Annotated in this window: 15 protein-coding genes, 5 tRNA genes and 1 pseudogene; 8 read left to right on the forward strand and 13 right to left on the reverse strand. The window is 75.0% G+C overall.

Annotation, left to right across the window (positions count from 1 at the left end):
* Positions 1-2 precede the first annotated feature (2 nt).
* Positions 3-569, forward strand: coding sequence for a CGNR zinc finger domain-containing protein (locus ACEXOX_RS11005; protein WP_406520213.1), 567 nt, complete (start codon positions 3-5; stop codon positions 567-569).
* 45 nt (positions 570-614) lie between these two features.
* Here the strand turns inward: ACEXOX_RS11005 and ACEXOX_RS11010 are convergent, their stop codons facing one another.
* Both ACEXOX_RS11010 and ACEXOX_RS11015 read right to left on the reverse strand, forming a co-directional pair.
* A complete protein-coding gene (locus tag ACEXOX_RS11010) occupies positions 615-776 on the reverse strand; it encodes a hypothetical protein (RefSeq protein WP_406520215.1) in 162 nt (53 codons plus the stop codon).
* Between the two features lie 264 nt (positions 777-1,040).
* Complete coding sequence (locus ACEXOX_RS11015; RefSeq protein ID WP_406520216.1) at positions 1,041-1,505, reverse strand: hypothetical protein; 465 nt, start codon at positions 1,503-1,505, stop codon at positions 1,041-1,043.
* Positions 1,506-1,724: 219 nt separating this feature from the next.
* On the opposite strand from ACEXOX_RS11015, the gene ACEXOX_RS11020 reads away from it, so the two are divergent.
* Positions 1,725-2,249, forward strand: a complete 525-nt coding sequence (locus ACEXOX_RS11020; protein ID WP_406520218.1) for a DsbA family protein — start codon at positions 1,725-1,727, stop codon at positions 2,247-2,249.
* Positions 2,250-2,285: 36 nt separating this feature from the next.
* Here ACEXOX_RS11020 and ACEXOX_RS11025 read toward each other — a convergent pair whose 3' ends face one another.
* The 3 genes from ACEXOX_RS11025 to ACEXOX_RS11035 all read right to left on the reverse strand — a co-directional run bounded on the left by ACEXOX_RS11025 (position 2,286) and on the right by ACEXOX_RS11035 (position 5,045).
* Positions 2,286-3,116: a GNAT family N-acetyltransferase gene (locus ACEXOX_RS11025; RefSeq protein WP_406520220.1), complete on the reverse strand. Its 831-nt coding sequence runs from the start codon at positions 3,114-3,116 to the stop codon at positions 2,286-2,288.
* 35 nt (positions 3,117-3,151) lie between these two features.
* Positions 3,152-3,976, reverse strand: a complete 825-nt coding sequence (locus ACEXOX_RS11030; RefSeq protein WP_406520222.1) for an aminotransferase class IV — start codon at positions 3,974-3,976, stop codon at positions 3,152-3,154.
* Positions 3,977-4,040: 64 nt separating this feature from the next.
* Positions 4,041-5,045, reverse strand: a complete 1,005-nt coding sequence (locus tag ACEXOX_RS11035) for a chorismate-binding protein (protein ID WP_406520223.1) — start codon at positions 5,043-5,045, stop codon at positions 4,041-4,043.
* A gap of 177 nt (positions 5,046-5,222) precedes the next feature.
* Between ACEXOX_RS11035 and ACEXOX_RS11040 the strand changes: the two genes are divergently transcribed.
* The 5 genes from ACEXOX_RS11040 (at position 5,223) to ACEXOX_RS11060 (ending at position 5,701) form a co-directional block, all read left to right on the forward strand.
* Positions 5,223-5,295, forward strand: a tRNA-Gly gene (locus ACEXOX_RS11040).
* Between the two features lie 34 nt (positions 5,296-5,329).
* A tRNA-Cys gene (locus ACEXOX_RS11045) sits at positions 5,330-5,403 on the forward strand.
* Position 5,404: 1 nt separating this feature from the next.
* Positions 5,405-5,476: transfer RNA gene (locus ACEXOX_RS11050), tRNA-Val, on the forward strand.
* A gap of 47 nt (positions 5,477-5,523) precedes the next feature.
* Positions 5,524-5,595, forward strand: a tRNA-Val gene (locus ACEXOX_RS11055).
* A 34-nt stretch (positions 5,596-5,629) separates the two neighbouring features.
* A tRNA-Val gene (locus ACEXOX_RS11060) sits at positions 5,630-5,701 on the forward strand.
* A 79-nt stretch (positions 5,702-5,780) separates the two neighbouring features.
* On the opposite strand, the gene ACEXOX_RS11065 is transcribed toward ACEXOX_RS11060, so the two are convergent.
* From ACEXOX_RS11065 to ACEXOX_RS11080, 4 genes are all read right to left on the reverse strand, one after another.
* On the reverse strand, positions 5,781-6,068 hold the full coding sequence (locus ACEXOX_RS11065; RefSeq protein WP_406520224.1) for a zf-TFIIB domain-containing protein: 288 nt from the start codon (positions 6,066-6,068) through the stop codon (positions 5,781-5,783).
* Positions 6,069-6,132: 64 nt separating this feature from the next.
* Positions 6,133-7,233, reverse strand: coding sequence for a phosphotransferase family protein (locus tag ACEXOX_RS11070; protein WP_406520225.1), 1,101 nt, complete (start codon positions 7,231-7,233; stop codon positions 6,133-6,135).
* Positions 7,234-7,441: 208 nt separating this feature from the next.
* Positions 7,442-7,648 carry a hypothetical protein gene (locus tag ACEXOX_RS11075; RefSeq protein WP_406520227.1) on the reverse strand — a complete coding sequence of 69 codons (207 nt, stop codon included), beginning with the start codon at positions 7,646-7,648 and terminating at the stop codon, positions 7,442-7,444.
* A 201-nt stretch (positions 7,649-7,849) separates the two neighbouring features.
* A complete protein-coding gene (locus ACEXOX_RS11080) occupies positions 7,850-8,110 on the reverse strand; it encodes a hypothetical protein (RefSeq protein WP_030017271.1) in 261 nt (86 codons plus the stop codon).
* Positions 8,111-8,307: 197 nt separating this feature from the next.
* Between ACEXOX_RS11080 and ACEXOX_RS11085 the strand changes: the two genes are divergently transcribed.
* The gene (locus tag ACEXOX_RS11085) at positions 8,308-9,666 is read left to right on the forward strand and encodes a serine/threonine-protein kinase (protein WP_406520229.1); all 1,359 of its coding nucleotides are present in this window, start codon (positions 8,308-8,310) and stop codon (positions 9,664-9,666) included.
* A gap of 166 nt (positions 9,667-9,832) precedes the next feature.
* Here the strand turns inward: ACEXOX_RS11085 and ACEXOX_RS11090 are convergent.
* The 4 genes and pseudogenes from ACEXOX_RS11090 to cbiE all read right to left on the reverse strand — a co-directional run bounded on the left by ACEXOX_RS11090 (position 9,833) and on the right by cbiE (position 17,723).
* Positions 9,833-10,674, reverse strand: a pseudogene (locus ACEXOX_RS11090) (TrmH family RNA methyltransferase).
* Between the two features lie 45 nt (positions 10,675-10,719).
* Positions 10,720-11,943, reverse strand: a complete 1,224-nt coding sequence (gene cobA / locus ACEXOX_RS11095) for a uroporphyrinogen-III C-methyltransferase (RefSeq protein WP_406520231.1) — start codon at positions 11,941-11,943, stop codon at positions 10,720-10,722.
* Positions 11,944-12,176: 233 nt separating this feature from the next.
* A complete protein-coding gene (cobT, locus tag ACEXOX_RS11100) occupies positions 12,177-16,271 on the reverse strand; it encodes a nicotinate-nucleotide--dimethylbenzimidazole phosphoribosyltransferase (RefSeq protein WP_406520233.1) in 4,095 nt (1,364 codons plus the stop codon).
* A 237-nt stretch (positions 16,272-16,508) separates the two neighbouring features.
* Complete coding sequence (cbiE, locus tag ACEXOX_RS11105) at positions 16,509-17,723, reverse strand: precorrin-6y C5,15-methyltransferase (decarboxylating) subunit CbiE (protein WP_406520235.1); 1,215 nt, start codon at positions 17,721-17,723, stop codon at positions 16,509-16,511.
* Between the last annotated feature and the right edge of the window lie 81 nt (positions 17,724-17,804).

The raw sequence follows: 17,804 nt of genomic DNA on the forward strand, positions 1-17,804 counted from the left end.
CCGTGATGATCACCCACGACACCCGGTGTGCGCTCGACGCGGTCGTCGACCTGTTGAACACCGCCCCGGAGGGCGACGCCCCCGGCGCCACCGACAGCCTGACCGACCTCGCGGCGCTCCAGGCGTTCGTCACGCGGAACGCGATCAGCGACGTGGGCACGCTCGGCGACCGTGACCTGGCCTCCGTACGGGCCGCACGGGCCCGCTTCGCCGAAGTCTTCGCGGCGCCGGACGACCGTACGGCCGCCGAGCGGCTCAACGACCTGGTCGCGGCGGCCGGCACCACACCGCGGCTGACCGACCACGACGGCTACGACTGGCACGTGCACTACTTCGCGCCGGGCGCCTCGCTCGCCGAGCACCTGGCGGCGGACGGCGGCATGGCGCTGGCGTTCCTGGTGGTCGCCGGGGAGCGGGAACGGCTGCGGCACTGCGAGGCGCCGGACTGCCGGTTCGCCTTCGTGGACCTGTCCCGCAACCGTTCACGCCGCTACTGCGACAGCCGTACGTGCGGCAACCGGCTGCACGTCGCCGCGTACCGTGCGCGCCGCCGCGAAGCCACCCGCTGACGGTGCGGCCGGGGCCCGCCCGGTCCGTCGCCCCCTCGCCCGGCCTCACAGGACGAGGAGGTCGTGCAGGGCGCCGATGAGCAGCAGGACGGCGATGAAGGTGAGGAAGAGCATCAGCGGCGGCTGGGACAACGCGTAAAGACAGCCACGCGGTTCGGGGGCCGGGGGTCCGCCGCTGTGACGGCGGGGTCCCGGGCAAGGGCGCACTCGTCGTTCATCTCGCGCCGATGATGACGCAGATGATCAGGCGGAAAAGCCCGGATCACCCCTCAGAGGCGCGAGTTCACCAGATCCCGTGCACTTCCGTGATCGCTACGGTGTCCGAGAGGTCACCCGCTCGGGCCGCGCGGCGCTTGCCGTACGGCGGCCCCGGCAGCTCTCCCGGCAGGCCCGGTGGCCTGCTCAGCGGCTCCGGCGGCCCGCCCTTCGGGGCTCGGTCGCCGCGCTTCTGTGGATGATGCCGCGCACTGCTCAGATGCCGTGCTTCTTGAGGATGGCCTCGATGTCGGAGAAGTCCTCCTGCGGAGCGCCGCTCCTGCTCCGGCCCTGGGCCTGGGATGCGGGCTGCGCGGCCCGCGCTCCCGCGCCGAGCGACGGTGCGGACGCCTTCGGCGCCACCGCCGCCGGGCCCTGCTGCCGGGCCGCGGCGCGCCGCTCCTTGCGGCTGCCGCCGGCCTTGAGGGAGTGCCGCTCGGCCACCCTGGCGATCATGAACAGGACCACGGAGAGGGCCAGCACCCCGAAGCCCGCCCAGACCACGGGCTTGAAGACCACCCCGGTCAGCCAGTCGATCACGCCGGTCATCGCCAGGCCGACGGGCACCAGCGAGACGGCCGCGATCCGGGTCGCGGCCAGGAAGCGCTTGCGGTAGGCGGTCAGCGCGGCGATGCCCAGGCCCGCCACCGACACCACGGTACAGATGGTCGAGCTCAGCATCCCGGTCCTCCTGCCGATCGATTCTCGTCCTCCGCCACGCCCGGCCCGCTTTCCCGCGAGGCGGCAGCGCGACGCCCCTCTTGCCCTGCTCTGCCTCCATCCTGCCTCCTCCCGGGCGCCCGGTGCCACGATCCGGAGCAGGCTCAGGGACATCTAGGGGTCCGGCTCCTCCGCGGGTACCGGTTCGGCCGGGCCGCCGCGGGCTGGGAGACTGGGCGTATGAACGACGCCACGACCTCCGGTTCCGCCCGCCCCGTCGTCCTCGACGTGTGGTGCGAGCTGCAGTGCCCGGACTGCACCGCCGCGCTCGACGACCTGCGGGCCCTGCGCGAGCGCTTCGGGGACCGGCTGGACATCCGGTTGCGCCACTTCCCGCTGGCCAAGCACAAGCACGCCTACGCCGCGGCCCAGGCCGCCGAGGAGGCCATGGAGCAGGGCGAGGGCTGGCCGTTCGTGGAGGCCGTCCTGGCCCGTACGGAGGCGCTGGGCGCCAAGGGTGAGCAGCTGCTGCTGACGGTCGCCGGTGAACTGGGCCTGGACGCGGAGGAGATGGACACCGCGCTCATCGACGGACGGCACCTGCTGACCGTCGACGCGGATCAGGCGGAGGGCAAGGCGATCGGGGTGACCGGCACGCCCACGTACACGATCGGCGGGGAGCTGCTGGACGGCGGCAAGAGCCAGGACGGCCTGCGCGAGCGCATCGCGGAGATCGCCGGCCGGCTGCTGGCCGAGCAGGGCTGACCCGCCCCCTGGCCCGGCCCGCCCGGCTGCCCGCTCTCAGAGCAGGAGCTTGTGCAGGGAGTACTCGGTCGGCCGGTAGCCCAGGGTCTCGTAGAGGCCGCGGGCCCGCGGGTTGTCCACGAAGACGTTGAGCCCCAGGACGGTGCGGCCCGCTTCGAGGGTCTCCCGCTCGGCGATCAGCATGAGCGAGCGGCCGTGACCGCGCCCGCGGTGCTCCGGCACCACCCGGATGTCCATGACATAGCCGCCGGGCCGGGCCGGGTGGTACGTCGTGGTCCAGACGGTCCCGACGTCCGTGCCTTCGTGGGTCAGCACCCGCAGCGACTGGTGCGGGCTGGCCGGCCCGTCCGGGAGCAGCGCCGCGTGGTCCCGCGCCGCCTTGTCCGCCGCGCGCTCGCGCGGCATCCCGTTGGCCACCCACGCCTCGACGAAGGTGGTGACCGCGGCGGCCAGCCAGGCCGGGTACTCCTCCGCGCCGAGCGGCCGGACGGCGCTGCCCGCGGGGAGCCCGGGCGGCGAGGTCAGCTCCTTGAGCATCCGGCGGCTGTGCTCCGTGTAGCCGAGGGCGGCGGCCAGCCGCAGGGCCGGCTCCCCGTCGGCCGGCACGTCCACCGAGATCCGCCGGCAGCCCCAGCCGCGCAGCACCTCCTCGGCGGCGAGGGCCGCGACGGTGCCCCGGCCGCGGTGCCGGTCGCGTTCGTCGATGTGCAGGTCCGCGATGCGCCCGGCGGACAGGCCCAGGCGGGCGTCGGTGGCCAGAGTTATCCGGCCCACCGGGCGGCTGTTGACGCAGACTTCGTACGTACGGGCCCGGCCGCCGTCGTCGCGACGTTCTTCGGGGCCGGCGGGGCGCAGCGTAGTGGTCACGCTGGCTTTCTACCCGGTTTTCCGGGCGTACGTCATCAGCGCGGGTCGAAGTCGGCGGCGGCGCGCTCCGCGAAGACCCGCATCGTTTCGGCGGTCAACGGTCCGGGCGTGTCACCCAGTTGGCGTCCGTCGACCCGGGTGACGGCCTGCACGTCGCGGAGCGTGGAGGTCAGGAAGACCTCGTCGGCGTACTCCAGGACGTCCAGCGGCAGGTCGGTCTCCTTGGCGCCGGTCCACTCGACGGCCAGGGCGCGGGTGATGCCCGCCAGGCAGCCGGAGGACAGCGGCGGGGTGTGCAGCACGCCGTCCAGGGCGACGAAGACGTTGGAGCCGGTGCCCTCGCAGAGCCGGCCGACGGTGTTGCCGAAGAGCGCCTCGGAGGCGCCCGCCGCCCGGGCACGGGCGAGCGCGACGACGTTCTCCCCGTAGGAGGTGCTCTTCAGGCCCGCCAGCGCGCCGCGCTCGTTACGGGTCCAGGGGACGGTGACGACGGCCGTGGTGTCGGGGCGGCGCGGCGCCTCGCCGAGCGCGACGACCAGCGTGGGGGTCGCCTCGCCACGGTCCGAGCCGAGGGGCGAGAGGCCGCCGGTGTAGGTGACGCGCAGCCGCCCGAGCGGTACGGGGTTGGCCTCCAGGACGGCCGCGCAGCCGCGCCGTACCTCGTCGAGGTCGGGGGCGGGAAGGCCGAGGCCGCGGGCTGAGGAGGTGAGCCGGTCCAGGTGGCGGGTGAGGGCGAAGGCCCGCCCGTCGACGGTCCGCAGCGTCTCGAAGACGCCGTCGCCGACCGTCAGGCCGTGGTCGAGGACCGAGACCCGGGCGCCCTCGGCGTCGCGCAGCTCTCCGTCGAGCCAGATCTTCATGGTCGTGTCCCTCCGCCGCTCGGCTCGTGCAGGCCCGACGCTACCGCCAGCAGTCTGCGGGCCTTCAGCTCGGTCTCGTCCCACTCCCCTCGGGGTCGGAGCCCCAGGTGATGCCCGCTCCGGCGCCGAAGCGCAGCATCGGCGCCTCGGGGGCCGCGCGGTCGATCCAGAACGTACGGATGCCCACCGCCAGCTCGCCGGTGCCGCGGTCGGCGTCCACCCAGCCGATGCCGCCGCAGTACGGACCCCGGGGCGCGGTCTCCAGTTCCTCGATGACGCGCTGCGACGCGAGCTTCGGGGCGCCGGTGATGGAGCCCGCCGGGAAGGTGGCGTCGAAGAGGTCCGCCCAGCCGGTCTTCTCGTGCTCCTCCGCCAGCTCCCCGCGCACGGTGGAGACGAGGTGGACCAGGCCGGGGTGCGCCTCGATGGCGCAGAGTGCCGGGACGGTGACGGAGCCGGTGCGGCAGACCTGGCCGAGGTCGTTGCGGACCAGGTCCACGATCATCACGTTCTCCGCCCGGTCCTTGTCCCGCAGGTCCTCGGGCACCCGGCCGGTGCCCTTGATCGGGCCGGACTCGACGGTGCGTCCGTCGCGGCGCAGGAACAGTTCGGGGGAGGCGGTGGCGACCTCGGTACCGTGCGCGGGGAGGCGGACCGTGCCCGCGTACGGGGCCGGGTTGCCGCGGGCCAGGACGGCGGACAGCGCGTCGACGTCGGCGCGCGCGGGGTCCGGCAGCGGCGCACTGAGAATCCGGCAGAGGTTCACCTGGTAGACCTCGCCGGCGGCTATGTGGGCGCGTATGCGCCGTACGCCCTCGATGTAGGCGGCGCGGTCCAGCGAACTGCGCCAGTCCCCGGGGGCCGGGCCCCGCCAGCGGGCGGGGTCGGGCGGGGGCGCCGCCCCGGTCTCCCGTACGTCCCCGAAGCGCGCGCAGAGCAGACCGCCCTCGTAGTCGGCGACCACGGCCCACCACCCCGCCGAGTCCAGGGCCTCCGGATCACGGGTGACATCGCGCAGGTCAGTGGCTGTACGGCCGCCGAAACGGGCCAGCGGAGGGAGGTCGTTCACGCCACCGAGTCTATGGCTGGGGCCCGGCACCCGCCCCGATCGGGCGCGCAGCGCAGCACGCTGCACAAACGCGTTTTTGTACTGGCCCAGGAATCCGCTAGAGTTCAACACGTCGCCGGGACGCGGAAGCGAAACGGAGACGCGGTTCCTCCCCGGACCTGGTCCGGAAAGGCACCTGCGGACGTAGCTCAGTTGGTAGAGCACCACCTTGCCAAGGTGGATGTCGCGAGTTCGAGTCTCGTCGTCCGCTCGAAGTGGGGGATCTTCCCGACCCCCGCACTCCTGGTGGAGTGGCCGAGAGGCGAGGCAACGGCCTGCAAAGCCGTCTACACGGGTTCAAATCCCGTCTCCACCTCCAAGGACGATTAGCTCAGCGGGAGAGCGCTTCCCTGACACGGAAGAGGTCACTGGTTCAATCCCAGTATCGTCCACTGGTCCGCAAGGACCGATCCCCCGGCCTTCGGGCAGGGCGGAACCCGCGCGATTAGCTCAGCGGGAGAGCGCTTCCCTGACACGGAAGAGGTCACTGGTTCAATCCCAGTATCGCGCACGCAGCACCCCGCGGCCCCTGGCCGCGGTCCCGAGGACGATTAGCTCAGCGGGAGAGCGCTTCCCTGACACGGAAGAGGTCACTGGTTCAATCCCAGTATCGTCCACACCGAAGGCCGAGGGCCGGAGCTTCTTGCTCCGGCCCTCGGTCGTTGTGGCGTCTCGTGGCCGGCGCGTCGCGGGGCCTCAGGAGGAGAAGAGCATCCGGCCGAAGCCGCGCTGTCCGTGACGGCCGTGGTGTCCGTGGTGGCCGTAGTGCCCCTGGTGCGGTGCGCCCCACGCGGGGGCGGGCGGGTACGCCTGGGGGCCGGGCGGGGGCGGCGGGGCCTGCTGGGCCCACTGCGTCTCCATACGGGACAGCGCCTCCAGCTCCCCGTAGTCCAGGAAGATCCCCCGGCAGCCGGCGCACTGCTCGATCTGCACACCGTTGCGGTTGTACGTCTGCATCGGTGCATGACACTTGGGACAGTGCATGGCGCTCATCTCCTGTCAGGAGGACGGCTCTCCGGAACGTCCGTCCGGCGGTGACGTTTTCAGCCTACGGCTCCGCCCGGTCCGCCAACTCGGTTCCGGCGCAAGCCATCCGGCCGCAGGCGTCCACGACGGCCCACTCGTCCTCGTCCAGCGGCCGGCCCTCCGCGACGGCCTTGGCGACGGCGAGCGCCGCGGTCTGGACCGTCAGGGCGCGGGCCGGGGTGTCCAGTTCCGGCCAGGGGTCACCGCGGGGGCGTACGGCGGGTCCGCCGGCGGCCCGGTAGGCGCCGAGGAAACGGGACCAGACGGCGGGGACCAGCAGCCCGGTGGCGAACCAGGCGGCGGGGCGGGCCAGGTCCCACGCCGGGTCGCCGAGCCCCAGGTCGTCGATGTCTATGAGGAGCCAGGGGCCGTCGGGGACGGGGTGCCTGACGAGCTGTCCGAGGTGGAGGTCGCCGTGGCAGAGGGCGGTCGCGCGGGGCGGCGGGGCCGCGTCCCGGGCCCATGGGGGCAGCCGTGTCCAGGCGCGTTCGACGGTGGCGGCGGCGCGCCGGAGGGCCGGAGCGGGCGGGGCGGCTCCGGGAGCCGGCTGCGTGGTCGCGGCGCGCATACGGGCCAGGGCACAGGCGACCTTCGCCGGGCCGCGCATCGGCGGGACCGGGCCGGGCAGCCGGGCCGGCGCGACGGTGTGCAGCCGGGCGAGCAGCCGGGCCGTCTCCTCCCAGGGGGCGGCGTCCGGTGCGTCCGGCGAGACCGGCAGACCGTACGGCCAGCGCGTCGCGGGGCGGCCGTCGGGGAACAGCGTGAGGAGGCCGCCGGAGCCGGCCACTGTTGGCGACGGCAGGGGCGGGAGGGGCAGGGGTGGCAGCAGGATGCCGTGCAGCGCGGGGTGTGCGGCGATACGGAGCCGGACGGCCAGCCGGTCCGGGTCGCAGTCGGGAGCGTGCGCCTTGGCCACGACACGCCCGCAGCGGACGAGGGTGGCGTCGGGGCGGTCGGCGAGGAGGGTGGGGCGGTGAACGGGGCCGGGATCGGGTTCGGGGCCGCGATCGGCTTCGGGACCGGGATCGGGTTCGGGATCGGGATCGGGATCAGCTTCGGAATCGGGATCGGCCTCGGCCGCCAGGGCGGCCAGGCAGGCGAGGCGTGGCGCGGTCGCGGACATCGTTCCCCCGGGACGGAGTGGTTCGCCGGGACGGAGTGGTTCGCCGGGGATCGTACGCCGCCGGGCGGGGCCGGGCCCCGGACAGGCCGATGGCCGGGCATCTCCCCAGATGCCCGGCCACTCGTGCCGTCCGCCGCACCCCCGTCCCCACGGGGTTGTAGACCGGAAGATCCCCCGTCCCGGGCCGCTCTCCCAGGACCGGGGCGCCTCAGCGCCCCAGCATTCCGGCCACGGACGACGCCTGTGTCATGACGGCTTCCCAGCCGCCGAACACCACGGCGAGCAGGACCGCCAGCGGCAGCACCATGGCCACCGCGACGAGTGGATGGCGGGTACCTGAACGCTGCCCGCCGAACGCCGAGGCGGCCTTGCGCCCTTGCGTGCGGACGGCCGTGCGCCCGAAGCTGTCTGCCATCGTCCCGCTCCCCGTCGAATTGGGGCGGCGGGCGTCTGACCTCGGGGGACGAGTGCGTTCGCCCGCCGCTTGCACCCAACATTAGGGAACCGGCGGGCCCGGGGCGTCATGCCGTCGTACCGATTGGACGGCCTCCGGGAGGATGACGGTACGCCGCGCCGCGTACTCCCCTGGGTGGAGACACCGGCCCGGATCCCCGGGTCATCCCGGAGGGGACGCACGCCCGGCGGCGGTCTCGGACTCCTCGGCCCGCGGCACGGGGTGCTCGACCAGGGCCAGCACCCGGCTGGCCATGAACCGGGCCGTCCGCACCACCGAGCCGCTGCGGGTGACTTCGCTCACTTCCACCACTCCCCTGCGCACCGCCGTCTCGACCCTGCGGCCCGCCCTGCTCGCCACCACTTCGTACGTCCGGGTCGTGTCCCCGGCGTCCACGACGATCTCGACTCGGTCACCTTTCACCGCGCCAATCCCCCTTCCGCGACGGATCATTGGGAGCACGCGCGACAGGCCGGGCCGCGCCGGGCCCGGATTCCTGCCGCTCTTTCAGGATCCCACCGTGCACTGACAATCCGGCTGCCGACTCATGCGCGGCCTATCAGCACAGCGAGCCGTCAATCCGTAAGCTGTGCCTCGTCAGACGGGACCGGGCAGCGGGGATGGACATGGCGATGATGCGGCTCCGGCGCGAGGACCCGCGTGTCGTCGGTTCGTACCGGCTGCACCGGCGGCTCGGCGCGGGCGGGATGGGTGTGGTCTATCTCGGCTCCGACAAGCGCGGGCAGCGGGTGGCTCTGAAGGTCATCCGGCCGGACCTGGCCGAGGACCAGGAGTTCCGTTCGCGGTTCGCCCGCGAGGTGTCGGCCGCGCGGCGGATCCGCGGCGGCTGTACGGCGCGGCTGGTGGCCGCCGACCTCGACGCGGACCGGCCGTGGTTCGCCACGCAGTACGTCCCCGGGCCCTCGCTGCACGACAAGGTCAACGACGAGGGCCCGCTGTACCCGGCGCAGGTCGCCTCGATCGGCGCCGCCCTCTCCGAGGGCCTGCTGGCGGTGCACGACGCGGGCGTGGTCCACCGCGACCTGAAGCCGTCCAACATCCTGCTCTCCCCCAAGGGCCCGCGCATCATCGACTTCGGCATCGCGTGGGCCACCGGCGCGAGCACGCTCACCCACGTCGGTACGGCGGTCGGCTCGCCCGGGTTCCTGGCGCCGGAGCAGGTGCGCGGCGCGGCCGTGACCCCGGCGACGGACATCTTCGCGCTCGGCGCCACGCTCGCGTACGCCTGCACGGCGGACTCTCCCTTCGGCCAGGGCAGTTCGGAGGTCATGCTCTACCGCGTCGTCCACGAGGAGGCGCACCTGGGCGGCGTCCCGGACGCGTTGGCGCCGCTGCTGGCGGCCTGTCTGGCCAAGGACCCGGCGGACCGGCCCTCCACGCTGTCGCTGTCGCTGCGGCTGAAGGAGATCGCCGCGCGGGAGGCGCAGGGGCTGTCGCTGCCGGGCGGGTCCGGCGGCGAGGGGATGCCCGGCGGGGCCGGGCGCGGGCGGGCCGGCCGTGGTCCGTCGTCCGAGCGTGGCGCGTCCCCGGACCGGGGGTGCCGTCGGAGCGGGGTGCCGCGTCCGAGCGGAGCACTCCGGCCCGGGCCAGACCCGTACGGCCGCAGGCGGACCGGCCGACCGGCCAGCGCGCGGAGGAGTACGCGCGGCAGCGGACGGAGCGGCGCCCGGCCGGCACACCGACGCCGCGTCCGCAGGCGCCCCGCGCGGGTGCGGCGGGGCGCGGAAACGCGCCGGGCCGGCCTCAGCAGGCGCCGGCAGCCGCCGCTCCCGGGGATGCCGCGCCGAAGCCCCGTGGCGTCAGGCGGCCGTCCGTACCGGGGGCGCGTACCTCGGGACGTAACGGTTCTCGTCCGTCGCGGGCGCCTCGTACGGGCGCGCGGACGTCGCCCGGCGGGCGCAGGCCCGGGCCGGACCGGCGGTTGCTGCGCCAGCGGATCACCGTGTTCATCACGGTGACGCTGCTGGTCGCGTTGGGCATCGCGGCGGCGCAGGGGTGTCAGGGGCCGGCCCGGGGGCTGGGGGCCGAGCGGTCCGTGGTGACCTCCTCGGCCGTGGCGCCGACGGCGGGGCCGTCGGCTGGGCCCTGGCGGGGTTGACCTCGTCCACCAGGACCTGTCGGGGCTTACCGGGTGGATGCGCCGCCCGTATCCCCCCGCCCCGCCGTCACCGCGTAGAACGCCACCGCTGCCGCCGCCCCCACATTGAGGGAGTCGACGTCGTGGGCCATCGGAATGCGGACCCAGGTGTCGGCGGCCCGTAGCGCCTGAGGGGTGAGGCCGTCGCCCTCGGCGCCGAGCAGCAGGGCCGCGCGGTCCAGGCGGTGCGGAGCCACCTCGTCCAGGGGGACGGCCTCGGCGTCCGGGGTGAGGGCCAGGAGGGGAAGCCCGCCGCGCGGACCGCGTCGAGGTCGCGGGGCCAGTTCTCCAGGCGGGCGTACGGAACGGCGAAGACCGCGCCCATGGAGACCTTCACCGAGCGCCGGTAGAGGGGGTCGGCGCAGTCCGGGGAGAGCAGGACGGCGTCCATGCCGAGGGCGGCGGCGCTACGGAAGATGGCGCCGATGTTGGTGTGGTCGTTGACGGCTTCCATGACCGCGATGCGGCGGGTGCCGGGACGGGCCAGGAGTTCGGCCGCCGTCGGCAGGGGTTTGCGGGCCATGGACGCCAGGGCTCCGCGGTGGACGTGATAGCCCGTCACGCGTTCGGCGAGGGCGGGGCTGACCACGTACACGGGGGCCGCGGCATCGTCGATGACATCGCGCATGACGTCGACCCACTTGGCGGACAGCAGCATCGAGCGCATCGCGTAACCGGCGTGCTCGGCGCGTCGGACGACCTTCTCGCCCTCCGCGATGAACAGGCCCTCGGCCGGTTCGCGGCGGCGGCGCAGTTCGACGTCGGTCAGACCGGTGTAGTCGCTCAGCCGCGGGTCGTCCGGGTCGTCGACGGTGATGATCTCAGCCACGGGATGGGTGCCTTGTCGGTGAGGTTCGGCGAGAGGTTTCGCGGGTCAGTGCGCGGGGTTCACGGCCACGACATCGCCGATGACGATGACGGCGGGCGGGCGGATGCCCTCGGCCCGTACCGTCTCGCCGAGGGTGGCGAGGGTGGCGTCCACCCGGCGCTGGGCCGCGGTGGTGCCTTCCTGGACGACGGCCACGGGGGTGTCGGCGCCGCGTCCGTGGGCGATGAGGGTGGCGGCGATGGCGCCGCTGTTCTCGACACCCATGAGGACGACGACGGTGCCGCGCAGGCGGGCCAGGGCCGGCCAGTCGACGGTGGAGCGCTCGTCGTCGGGCGCGACATGGCCGCTGACGACGGTGAACTCCTGGGCGACGCCGCGGTGGGTGACGGGGATGCCGGCGGCGGAGGGCACGCTGATGGAGCTGGAGATGCCGGGCACGACGGTGCAGGGGATGCCGGCCTCGGCGAGGGCCTGGAGCTCTTCCATGCCGCGGCCGAAGACGTACGGGTCGCCGCCCTTGAGGCGGACCACGGACTTGCCGGCGCGGGCGTGCTCGATCAGGGCGTTGTTGATCGCTTCCTGGGCCATGAACCGGCCGTACGGGATCTTCGCCGCGTCGATGACCTCGACGTGCGGCGGGAGTTCGGCGAGCAGATCGCGGGGGCCGAGCCGGTCGGCGATGACCACGTCGGCCTCGGCGAGCAGCCGACGGCCGCGCACGGTGATCAGGTCGGGGTCGCCGGGGCCGCCGCCGACCAGGGCGACGCCGGTGGCGCGGGCACGGTGGTGCGGGGCGGCGAGGGTGCCGTCGCGCAGGCCCTCGACGATGGCGTCCCGTACGGCGGCGGAGCGGCGCGGGTCGCGGCCGGTGAGCACCGCGACGGTGACGCCCTCGCTGCGGCCGGTGGCCGGGGTCCAGGCGGTGGCGGCCTCGGCGTCGTCGGAGCGGACGCACCACACCCGGCGGTCCTCGGCCTCCTGGGAGGCGGCCGTGTTGGCCTCGGGGTCGTCGGTGGAGATGAGCGCGTACCAGGCTTCGGCGAGGTCCCCGGGCGCGTACCGGCGGCGCTCCCAGCGGATCTCGCCGGTGTCGGCCATCGCCTCGACGGACGGCTTGGCGGACGGCGAGATCAGCAGGACGTCGGCGCCGGCGGCGACCAGGGAGGGCAGGCGCCGCTGGGCGACCTGGCCGCCGCCGAGGACGACCACGCGGCGGCCGGACAGGCGCAGTCCGACGGGGTAGGCGGCGTGTTCGGCATGCTCGGCCATGGCGGTACGGCTCCTTGTGGGGTGGCGCGGGGCGCTGGTGGTGCGGGGCAGCGCTCGCGGGCGGGGGAACGGGGACGCGTTCGCCGCTGCGGCGCTGGAGCGGCTGGCGTGCGGGGCGGCTGCCGCCCCGGGGTCCCGTACCTGGTGAGAGGGTACGGGCCCGGCCCACAGCCTATGTGGCTGCGGGCCGGGGGTCATGCGCGGGCACCGGAACGGGCCGGTGGCCGGGGCGGTCAGCTCTTCTCGGTGACTCCGGCGGAGTCGAAGGTGGCGACCTCGTGCATGGCGCGGGCGGCGCTCTGCACGACGGGCAGCGCCAGCAGGGCGCCGGTGCCCTCGCCGAGCCGCAGGTCGAGGTCGACCAGCGGGCGCAGTCCGAGCTTGTTGAGCGCGGCGACGTGGCCGGGCTCGGCGCTGCGGTGCCCGGCGATGCAGGCGGCCAGCGCCTCGGGGGCGATGGCGCGGGCCACCAGGGCGGCCGCTCCGGCGCTGACGCCGTCCAGGATGACCGGCGTACGCAGCGAGGCGCCGCCGAGGATCAGGCCGGCCATCGCCGCGTGCTCCAGGCCGCCGACCGCGGCGAGGACGCCGATGGGATCGGCGGGGTCGGGGCGGTGCAGTTCCAGGCCGCGGCGGACCACGTCGACCTTGCGGGCGTGCGTCTCGTCGTTGATGCCGGTGCCGCGGCCGGTGACCTCGCCGGGGTCGGTCTCGGTGTAGACCGAGATCAGGGCGGCCGAGGTGGTGGTGTTGGCGATGCCCATCTCGCCGGTGATCAGCGCCTTGTTGCCGGCGGCCACCAGGTCGCGGGCGGTCTCGATGCCCACTTCGAGGGCGCGCAGCACCTCTTCGTGGCTCATCGCGGGCCCGACGGTGAAGTCGGCGGTGCCCGGCCGGATCTTGCGCGGCAGCAGGCCCGGGGTGGTCGGCAGGTCGGCGGCCACGCCCACGTCCACGACGCAGACCTCGGCGCCCACCTGGTTGGCGAAGGCGTTGCAGACCGCGCCGCCGCCCAGGAAGTTGGCGACCATCTGCGCGGTCACCTCCTGGGGCCAGGGGGTGACGCCCTGGGCGTGCACACCGTGGTCGCCCGCGAAGACGGCGACGGCGGCCGGCTCCGGGATCGGCGGCGGGCACTTGCGGGACAGGCCGCACAGCTGCGCGGAGATGATCTCCAGCATGCCGAGGGCGCCCGCGGGCTTGGTCATCCGCTTCTGGCGCTCCCACGCCTCGCCGAGCGCCTTGGCGTCCAGCGGGCGGATGCCCTGGAGAGTCTCCTGGAGGAGGTCGGCGGGCGCCTCGCCGGGCAGGGCGCGGCGGCCGTACGTCTCCTCGTGGACGACCCAGGACAGCGGGCGGCGCTTGGCCCAGCCGGCCTGCATCAGCTCGGGCTCGTCGGGGAATTCGTCGACGAATCCGACGCAGAGGTACGCGACGACCTCCAGGTGGTCGGGCAGGCCCAGCTCGCGGACCATCTCGCGCTCGTCGAAGAAGCTGACCCAGCCGACGCCCAGGCCCTCGGCGCGGGCCGCCAGCCACAGGTTCTCCACCGCGAGGGCGGAGCTGTACGGGGCCATCTGGGGCTGGGTGTGACGGCCGAGGGTGTGACGGCCGCCGCGGGTCGAGTCGGCGGTCACCACGATGTTGACCGGAGTTTCGAGGATGGCCTCGATCTTCAGCTCGCGGAACTGCTTGGCGCGGGCCTTGGGCAGCGACTTCGCGTACGCCTCGCGCTGCGCCGAGGCGAGCTGGTGCATCCGCTCCCGGGTCTCCTGCGAGCGGATGACGACGAAGTCCCAGGGCTGGGAGTGACCGACGCTGGGGGCGGTGTGGGCCGCCTCCAGGACGCGCAGCAGCACCTCGTTGGGGATGGGGTCGGGGCGGAAGCCGTTGCGGATGTCGCGGCGTTCGCGCATGACGCGGTGCACGGCGGCCCGCTCGGCGTCGTCGTAGCCGGTGGCCGGAGGGGTGGTGGGCGCGGCCGGTGCGGCGGGGGCGGCCCCGGGCTCCGCGGCGGTTTCCGTGCCGGCTGCCGGGCCGGTGTCCGTGCCGGTTTCCGCGGCGGGTGCCTCGGTGGGCTGCTCCTGGGGAGCGTCCGCGGGGGCGGGCATGGCGTCGGAAGCGTGCACTGTGTTCGGACCGTCCTGGTCGTCGCCGTCCTGGTCGTCGCCGAGCTGGACGAGTTCGGAGGCGTCCTGCTCCGGGGCCGGCTGGTCGTCGCCTTCCGGCGCTCCGGCCTGGACGGCCTCGGTCGCCTGGGCCTCCTCCACCACCGGAGCGGCCGGAGCCTGCTCGGCGGCCCGGGCCGTCTCCTCGGGGCTCCGGGCCTCGGGGGCGTGAGCCTCGGGGGCCTGCTGCTCCGGTACGGCCGGGGCCTGCTCGGCGTCGGTGGGGACGGCCTCGGCGGCCGGGGCCTGCGCGTCGGCGACGGGAGCCGTCTCGGTCCCGTCGGCCGACTGCTGTTCGGCGACCGCCTCCGGCACGACCGGTGCCGCGTCGGCGGCCTGCGGCTCCTCGGCCGGGGCAGCGGTCGCCCGCGGTACGTCGGACGCGGGGGCGACGGCCTGGTTCTGCTCCGCCACGGCCTGGTTCTGCTCCGTTACGGCCGGGGCCTGCTCCACCGCGTTCGGGCCCTCGGCCGGTTCGGCCTCGGCCTCCACGGGGGCTGCGGGCTGTTCCGCGCCGGGTGCGTCGGTGGCCGTCACGGCCGGGGTGTCCTCGGCCTCGGCGGCGCTCTCCGCCGGCCCGGCGGCCGGGGCGGCCGTCTCCTGGGCTGCCGCGGGCGTCCCGGCCTGGGCGGCCGGTGCCTCTTCGGCGACCTGTATGGGCTGCGGCACCTGGGCCGGCTCCGCGGGCTGCGCGCCGTCGGCCGTGCCTGTGGCGTGCGTCGTCCCGCCGGCGGCGGTCACGTCCTGGACCGGCTCCACCGGCTGCGCGCCCTCGGCTTCCGGGACCGACTGCTCGGCCGGTACGGGCTGCTCGGCGGGGGCGGCCTGGTCGGCAGGCGCGGTCCGGTCAGCAGGCGCGACCTGGTCGGCCGGTGCCTGCTGCTCCGCCACCACGGGCTCGGCCGTCACGGCTTCCGCCGCCACGGGCTCCCCCGCCGCGGCCTCCGCCGCCTGCTCGCTGCCGTCGGCGTCCGCCTCCGGGGCAGCCCTCTCTGGGGCAGCCTCCTCCGAAGCGGCCTCCGGCTCGCCCTCGGCGCCTTCCCGTACGGCCTCCGGCTGCGCTGCCGGGGCGACGGCTCCGGCCACCTCGGACTGAACCTCAGCCGTCACATCAGCCGTCTCCGCCGTCACCTCAGCCGACACCACACCAGCCCCCGCAGCCTCCTCAGCACCGCGATCGACCGATTCTGCAGCCACGGCGGCATCCAGGACGGGCGTCTCGACCGGCGTCTCGACCGGCGTCTCGACCGGCGCCTCGCCTGCTTCCGGAGCCGGCGCCACCCCGGCGGCCGTGGCCGCGTCCGGAACGGCCTGGACCGCGGCGGCGGCCTGAGCGGCGACCGGCGCCACCGGGGCCGCCTGCGCCGGAGCGCTGTCCCAGGAGGGAACCTGCGCGGGCATCTGTACGGGGATCTCGCCGAGCTGCGGTCCGGGCAGCGGTGCCGAGCCGGGGGCCGCGTAGGCCTCGGCGGGCGCCTGCTGCGCGGCGGGAGCGGCAGCGGCGGCAGGGGCTTCCGGCTGCCGCGCGCCCTCCTCGACGTCCAGGTATTCGGGGCCGGTCGTCGGCGGGCCGGGGTTGCCGCGCACCGGAATGCTCGGCGGCACGCCGGCCGGGCCGCGGTCGGCGAGCGAGCGGACCACGCCGCCGCTCGCGTCGGGGACCGGCGGGCCCATGTGCAGGGGGCGGCGCGGCGACGCGGGGGCCTGCTGCGGCGCGGCGGGCGGCGGTACGCGTACGCCGCCCAGGTCGACGGAGCCCGAGTCGCGGCCACCGCTCTCGTGGTCGCCGGCTTCCGGCGGCACCGGCTCGTACGCCATGGCGCCGAGCGGCGCGGAGTCGTACGGACCGGCCTGCTCGGGCACGGTCTGCTGAGGCGCCGCCTGCGACGGCTGGGCCTGCTGCGGGTACTGCGGCTGGTGGTGCTGCTGCTCGCTGCCCCACGCGCCCTGGGCGCCCGGCATCAGCAGCAGGTCGTCGTCCTCGGTGCCCGCGTCGGCGGGGTCGGGGAAGGTGTACGCGTCGGGCGCCTGGGGCGTCCCCGGCGGCTGCGTCGGGCCGGCCTCGGCAGGCGGGGGAACGGCCGCCGGCTGCGGCTGTCCGGGCTGTCCGCCTGCGTTCTCCGGCAGTCCCTCGCCCGGGACCTGGCCGGTGTCGGTCATGCGTACCCCTCGCCCATTGGTAGTGCTCCTTCCAACCGCTCGTGCGACGCGCTCCACCGCGGCGCGCCGACCGCCCCTATAGCTAGAACGAGCGAGCGCGCCTCGCGGCACGTCCGCCCTTGAGTGCTTCATTTACGGCCAAAGTCACAGCATGTTCCGGATATTGGCGTACGAAACCGAACGTGGGGCGGCGGCGCAACGATCCGCCAGCCTACCCCGCGCCGGTCGCGGGCCGGGTCACGGGTGAGCAACCCGGTAGCCGCTGAGCAGGAAGACGACGGCACGTTCCCGCTCGACCCAGGCGGAGGTGTCCAGTTCGACGGACTGGAGCAGCGCGCACTCGGTCTCGTAGCCGCCGTCGGCCAGCGCACGGCCGATCGCCTCGGCCTCGTCGCGGGTCGACGCGTGCGTCACGATGCGCTCGGGGCGGCGGGCGGCGCAGGCGGTGACCACGGCCGCTCCCCCGCCGCCGACCCGTACGACGTCCGGTTCCGGGAGGTCCTCCAGCACCTGGGGCGCCTGCCCCTGGACGACCTGGAGCTGAACGCCGTACCGGCGGGCGACCGCCGCGGTGCGTTCGCAGGCGTCCGGGTCGGCGTCGACGGCGATGACGGCGGCGCCGAAGCGCGCGGCCTCGACGGCCGCGGCGCCGCTGCCCGCGCCGATGTCCCAGAGGAGGTCTCCGGGCCGGGGTCCGAGGCGGGCGAGCTGGGCGCTGCGCAGCTGGACGGATTCCCCCTCGTCCAGGACGCCGCCGTACGCCTGTGCGGGCAGTCCCCAGCCGCGCGGCGGTGCCGGGTAGGCGACGTCGCGCCCCGCCAGCCAGCCGCTGCCCTGGGTGGCGGCGTTGGCCCCGCCGACGACGATGACGACGTTGGGGTCGCGCCAGACGTGGTCGGCGGCCTTGTCGGAGGTGAGGACCGTCACCTGCTCGCGCGCGGTGCCCAGTTCCTCGCAGATGACGAAGGTGCGGTGGACGCCGTCCAGCAGCAGGGCGAGTTCGGCGGGCCCGGCGCCCGGCGCGGTGAGCACCGCGACCTTGGTGTGCGCGCGGCAGACGTTGACCGCCCGTCGCAGGTCGCGGCTGTGGGCGACGACGATCTGGGCGTCGTCCCAGGGCATCCCCGCGCGGGCGAAGGCGGTCGCGACGGAGGAGACCGCGGGCACCACCTCGACCTCCAGGCCGTGCTCGGGTGCCCGCAGGGTCCGTACGACACCGAAGAACCCGGGGTCGCCGTCGGCGAGCACCACGGCGGTGCCGCGGTGCTGGGCGATGCGGCGGGCGGCCAGGCCCACACTGCCCAGCCGGACGTGTTCGGCGTGCGGGGGCACTTCGGGCAGGGCGAGGTGGTGGGCGGCGCCGGCCACGAGGGTGGCCGCGCCGAGGGCGGAGCGGGCGGCGGCGGTCAACGGCGAACCGTCCCACCCGATCACCGTGACCCGGTCGGCCATCGTCGTCAGTCTCCTGAACTTCGCTTGCTACGGAACAGGGCGGGGCACTACGGGGCGGAGCCGCGGGACGCGGAACTCCCG

It is taken from the genome of Streptomyces sp. Ac-502, from assembly GCF_045222935.1.
GTDB classification, from domain to species: domain Bacteria; phylum Actinomycetota; class Actinomycetes; order Streptomycetales; family Streptomycetaceae; genus Streptomyces; species Streptomyces monomycini.

Coding starts and splice junctions, on each gene's coding strand:
- ACEXOX_RS11015 (WP_406520216.1), bottom strand. CDS start 1,505: ATGCTGAGCTCGACCATCTGTACCGTGGTGTCGGTGGCGGGCCTGGGC.
- cobT (WP_406520233.1), bottom strand. CDS start 16,271: ATGACCGACACCGGCCAGGTCCCGGGCGAGGGACTGCCGGAGAACGCA.
- ACEXOX_RS11085 (WP_406520229.1), top strand. CDS start 8,308: ATGGACATGGCGATGATGCGGCTCCGGCGCGAGGACCCGCGTGTCGTC.
- cobA (WP_406520231.1), bottom strand. CDS start 11,943: ATGGCCGAGCATGCCGAACACGCCGCCTACCCCGTCGGACTGCGCCTG.
- cbiE (WP_406520235.1), bottom strand. CDS start 17,723: ATGGCCGACCGGGTCACGGTGATCGGGTGGGACGGTTCGCCGTTGACC.
- ACEXOX_RS11030 (WP_406520222.1), bottom strand. CDS start 3,976: ATGAAGATCTGGCTCGACGGAGAGCTGCGCGACGCCGAGGGCGCCCGG.
- ACEXOX_RS11075 (WP_406520227.1), bottom strand. CDS start 7,648: ATGGCAGACAGCTTCGGGCGCACGGCCGTCCGCACGCAAGGGCGCAAG.
- ACEXOX_RS11065 (WP_406520224.1), bottom strand. CDS start 6,068: ATGCACTGTCCCAAGTGTCATGCACCGATGCAGACGTACAACCGCAAC.
- ACEXOX_RS11020 (WP_406520218.1), top strand. CDS start 1,725: ATGAACGACGCCACGACCTCCGGTTCCGCCCGCCCCGTCGTCCTCGAC.
- ACEXOX_RS11070 (WP_406520225.1), bottom strand. CDS start 7,233: ATGTCCGCGACCGCGCCACGCCTCGCCTGCCTGGCCGCCCTGGCGGCC.